The sequence below is a fragment of the Nocardiopsis chromatogenes YIM 90109 genome (assembly GCF_000341185.1).
GTDB classification, from domain to species: domain Bacteria; phylum Actinomycetota; class Actinomycetes; order Streptosporangiales; family Streptosporangiaceae; genus Nocardiopsis_A; species Nocardiopsis_A chromatogenes.
Genome location: NZ_ANBH01000379.1, coordinates 1 through 4,710, shown reverse-complemented (window position 1 = coordinate 4,710; position 4,710 = coordinate 1). Strand labels below are relative to the sequence as shown.

Annotated in this window: 3 protein-coding genes; all 3 read right to left on the bottom strand. The window is 75.1% G+C overall.

Annotated elements, in window-relative coordinates; all coding sequences use genetic code 11:
• Positions 1-3,788, bottom strand: a 3,788-nt coding sequence (locus D476_RS0131090; RefSeq protein WP_026124026.1) for a WXG100-like domain-containing protein, incomplete at its 3' end; no start/stop codon positions are given.
• Positions 3,789-3,794: 6 nt separating this feature from the next.
• The gene (locus D476_RS0131085; RefSeq protein ID WP_017627772.1) at positions 3,795-4,157 is read right to left on the bottom strand and encodes a hypothetical protein; all 363 of its coding nucleotides are present in this window, start codon (positions 4,155-4,157) and stop codon (positions 3,795-3,797) included.
• A 92-nt stretch (positions 4,158-4,249) separates the two neighbouring features.
• On the bottom strand, positions 4,250-4,710 hold a 461-nt coding region (locus D476_RS0131080), incomplete at its 5' end, for a YbaB/EbfC family nucleoid-associated protein (protein ID WP_017627771.1).

Sequence of the window (4,710 nt, the reverse complement as noted above, 5' to 3'; positions counted from 1 at the left end):
CCGGGGGTAACCCGCCAGTCGTCGCCCAGCCACCGCCGGACCCGGTCCACCACGGCGGGGACGGGGTCGTCGGCCCCGGTGCGGGCGCCGTCGTAGCGGCCGCCGTCGTCCCCGCCGCTCACCAGGGCGTCGAGCATCCGGGCCGTGTCGTCGTCGACGGCCCGCCGGTCCCGGTCGCGCCCGTCCTGCGGCGCCTCCTCCCGGCGCTCGCCGTTCCGCTCTCCCCGCTCGTTCTGCTCCCGTTCCGCGTCGGCGTCGGAATCGCGGCGGCCGTCCGACGGCGGACCGCCGGAGGGGTCTTCGGGGTCTTGGCCGGTGGTGTCCTCGGGCCGCCCGGACCCGCCGCCGTCAGGAGGCGGGTCGATGGGCCCCATCTCGATCCACTCGCCGTCCGTCTCCTCGTTGAGGGACTCGGTCGGAACCGGGGGGATCGGCGGCGGCGCGTCGGCGAGGGCGTCCCCCGCCGGGTCCGTGGGGTCGACCGGAGTTCGCCCCTGCGACGCGTCCGGGTCGGCACCGGTCCCCCCGGATTCCCCGAGGCCGGACTCCGTCCGGCTCGGCGCCGGGGGCCCAGGCGCAGGGCGGCGAGGCACGGTGGAGGCATCCTCCTCAGGGCCGCTCTCGACGAGCGGCCCCCGACCCCGCGACGTATCCGCCTCAGCCCCTGTCGCCCCGGACTCCCCGGGACCGGACTCGGTCCGGCTGGGGACCGGGGGCCCAGGATCGCGGCGGCGCGTCTCGGAGCCCCTGCCCTCCCGGTCCGTCCCGGGGTCCGCCGTCGCGGGCCGCCCCGACCGGGGCGTCCGCCCGGTCTCCTGCCGCCGCTCCGACGTCCCGGTGCCAGAGCCGCCCGCCGTGTCCCGCTGCGCCGCCTGGGCGGCCGGTCCGGTGCCGAATGCCATGGGGACCGGAGCCGGAACCGGCTGCGCAGGAAGACCGGTGCCGCCCTCGGCCGCGATGCCCTCTTCCGTGACGGGAGCGGTCGAGGGGTCCGGGAAGCCGCCGTCCCGGGGACCGGCACCGGCTGCAGGGGACACTCCGTTCCCCTGTCCGGCGCCTTCGCCCATCACCTGGCCGCCATCCACGACGCCGACGGGGTTCCCGGCATCGGCTGACGCGCCGTTCGCGTCCAGGGAAGGAGGAGAGGGCGCCTTCCCGCCCGTGTCCAGGGGCGCCGGGGCACCGCTCCGCCCGTCGCCTTCAGGGCCGCCGGATGCGGGTGCTTCGGGCGTGCTGCCGCCGTCGGGCGCCTGTGCCCCGTGCGCAGAACCGTCGTCCACGGACGCCTTCGGGGGGTCGGCGGGACCGGCGCCCGTCCCGGGCGGGGAGTCGCCGGAGGGCCCATCCTCTGTTCCGGGAGACCGCTCCCCTGTCCTCCCGGTGCCGGATGTCGCGTCGCCGCCGCCTTGGCCGACCCCCTCACCAGGCCCCGGGGCGCCCCCGGAAAGCCCGCCGTTCCCGTCGGCCCCGCTCACCTCACCCGGCCCTCCGGAGGCGCCGGGGCCACCGAGATCGCCGGTCCCGGCCGACTCAGAACCGCCGGCGCCGCCTCCAGCGTTCCCCTCCGAAGCACCGGACGATGGCGGGTCCACCCGCTGCTCCGAAGCACCCGGCCCCTCCGACACCGGCCCAGCGCCACCGTCACCCGGACCGCCGCCGGACAGGACGTCCCGCTCATCCTGCTCGTCCCGGGCGCCCTCCGCTCCCCCGGCCTCCCGAGGCGACACGCCATCACCGGGCGGCGGGGGCGCCTCCAGGCCGTCCGAGGACTCAGAGGGCTCGGAGGGCTCGGAGGGCTCGGAGGGCTCGGAGGGCTCGGAGGGCTCCGAGGCCGTCGGCACCTCCCCGGGAGTCGGTACGGCACCACCGGAATCCGCGCCGTCCTGCCGGTCCTGCTCAGCCCCGTCGGACGGGGGCGGGGTCCGTTCAGGGCCCTCCGAACCTCCCGGACCGTCGGTCCCCTGCCCTTCCGGTTCCGCTCGGCCGCCTTCGTCGGCGGCGGACATGCCTTCGTCGTCCGTGGACGCGCCGCCGCCGGTCGCTCCGCTCTCGCCGCCCCGGTCGCCCGTCGGTCCATCCGGACTCCCGCCTCCGGAGGCGCCGTCTCCCGTCGCCCCCTTCTCCGAGCCGTCCTCCCCCTGAGCGGTCTTCTCCGGGTCGCCCTCCCCGGTCTCCCCGTACTCCGTGGACACGGTGCTCGCGCCGTCCGAGTCGGACAGGTCCGCGGCCTTGTCCCCTCCCCCCGAGGTCTCCACCTCGGACGGCGGGGAGGGCAGGTCCTGCCCGATCCCGCCGATCCGGTCGAGCAACGCGATGCCCGCCTCGGTCAGCCCCTGCTCGACAGCGCCCGAGACCGCACCGGACACCGCCGACAGCCACGTCACCGAGAAGGTGTGGTCGTCGCCGAACAACAGGTTGTAGAAGCCTTCGGCGAGCATTCCCTGCCCGGCGTTGGCGATCGCCTGCGACGTGTACTGCGACAGCGCGCTCCTCCACGCGGAGCCCACGTCCGCCAGAGCGTTCTCCACGGCATCGGGCAGCCCTCGCGCCAGGACCTCCCGCGCCTGCGGTGACAGGACCGGACCTGCGTCCGCCAGGACATCGTCCAGCGCCTTGCCCAGGTTCTCCGAGCCCCAGTTGCGCGCGAACGCGTCGGCGTAGTCCTGTCCGAGCCGCTCGGCCCGGTCCCGGCCGAGCGCGCCGCCCAGGCCGTCGGCGAAGGCGTCCCCCATGCGGCCCTTGAAGCGCTCCAGGTCGGCCGGATGCGACCAGCCGGGCCCCGCGTCCTTGCCGTAGGGCGTCAGCAGGTGGTCGGCCTCGTCTCCGAACAGCCCGCCGAGGTCGTCGGCCATGCCCTTGCCCGGCGAACCGCTCGGCCCGCCGTCCTGCCCTGTGCCGCCGACGCCGTCCGAGCCGCCGCGGCCGCCCATACTACCGGCACCGTCGGCACCGCCCACGGCGTCGCCGACCCCGTCACCGGCGCCCTTGCCGCCCGCCCCCGGGCCCCCCGGGCCGCCGGTGCCTCCGGAACCGCCGCGGTCGCCGAACAGCTCGTCCAGATACTTGGTGATCGCCGGTCCCGCCGCGTTGCCGAGAAGCTCGTCGAACTTCTTGGCCAGCGCACTGCCCCCGAATGCCGCGGCGGTGCCGAACAGCCCGTCGAGCATCGCCCCCTTGGCGGCGTCCTCGGTCAGCTCGTCGTCCCAGGAGTCGCGGTTGCCCTGGTCGATCTGGATGCGCTGGATGATCGCGTCCAGCGCCAGCGCGAACATCTGGCTGATCGCCATCTGCTGCACCAGTTCGCTGATCAGCCGGAACAGCACCCTGCCGATGATGGTGCGGGTGATCGCCTGGAAGAGGGGGATCTTGGCCAGCGAGGCGCCGAAGGTGAACGGCGCCATCGCGATCGCCCAGGCGATCTCCGCGGCCAGCTGGATCAGCTGGCCGATGATCATCCACTTGGCGTACTGCACCTGCGTGGCCGCGTTGTCCGCGTAGTCCCGCAGCCCGCGGGCGGCGGCCGCGCCCTCGCCCAGGTAGTTGCGCTCACCGCCGACGAACTGGTTCACCGACTCGTCGAAGAAGTCGGCCGCGGTGGCGTCGAACTCCTCCCGGACCTTGTTCTTCACGCGCAGCACGAACTGCGGCAGGTCGACGTCGAGCCGGTCGGCCGTGGTGCCGTAGACCGAGGCCAGCTCCCACAGCAGGTCCTCGTCGGCGTCGGGCCACTCCGAACCGGTCAGCACCATGAACATGGTGCGCAGCTCGTCGGGGGGCTGCATGCCCATGTGCCGCTACCTCCTCCCGGAACCGGGCGTCCCCGGGCCGGGGCCGTCGGCCCCGAGCAGCCCGTTCGCCTTGTCGATACCGTGCTGCTCACTGAGCGCGAACTGGCGCGCGGTCTCGATGGTGCCCTCGGCGGTCTTGTCGAAGGCCTGCGCCAAGGCGGTGAAGAACGCGTCCAGGCCGCGCCGGGCGGGCACGTAGTTCTTCTCGAAGGAGGCGGCGATCTCGTCGCCCTCGCCCCACGGGCGGCCCAGCGCCTCGGTCCGGACGCCCAGCCAGCGGTGGATCTCGCGCACCTCGTCCGAGAGGGCGTACAGGTCACCGCCGTGCTTGGCCACCGCGTCCGGGTCGACCGCGATCCTGTCGGCCATCGCCGTTCCTCCTTCTCACCCGTGTCCGTCCGGCCCTGTCCGCTGCGGCCCGCGCGACCGTCCCGGTCCCCGGCCCGCGCTCCGCACTCCGCTCACGACTCCTCGGGCGCCCGGGAGCGCAGGCCCAGCTCGGCGAGGAGCCGTGCGGGGTCCCCGCCGTTCACCACCTCCGCACGCGCCTCCGAGCTGCCGGGGGCCAGGTCCGCGAAGGCCTCGGAGACGCGGCGCTCCATCTCCTCCCGGGCCCGGCCGATCACGTCCAGGACGGCCGCGGACAGCTCGGCGGGGGCCATGGTGCGGTATTTGGAGGTGTGGAACCGCAGCTCGGCGACCTCACCTCTCGCGTTCACCCTCGCGCTGACCATCCGGTCCCTGGACACGGCCTCCGCGTCGGCCGATTCCAGGCTTGCGCTTGCCTCCGACAGACTCCGCTGGGTCCGCCGAAGACGTTCGAGGTCGCGCGCCATCCGCTCCGGCAGGGACATGTCCACGACCGGTCGCTCCCTTCCCAGGACCGACGCCCGGCCGGCCCAGTACGGCGGGGGCGCCGCGG

What these genes read in the sequence shown, in the direction of transcription:
- D476_RS0131085 (WP_017627772.1), bottom strand. Translation starts at nt 4,157, where the DNA reads ATGGCCGACAGGATCGCGGTCGACCCGGACGCGGTGGCCAAGCACGGC.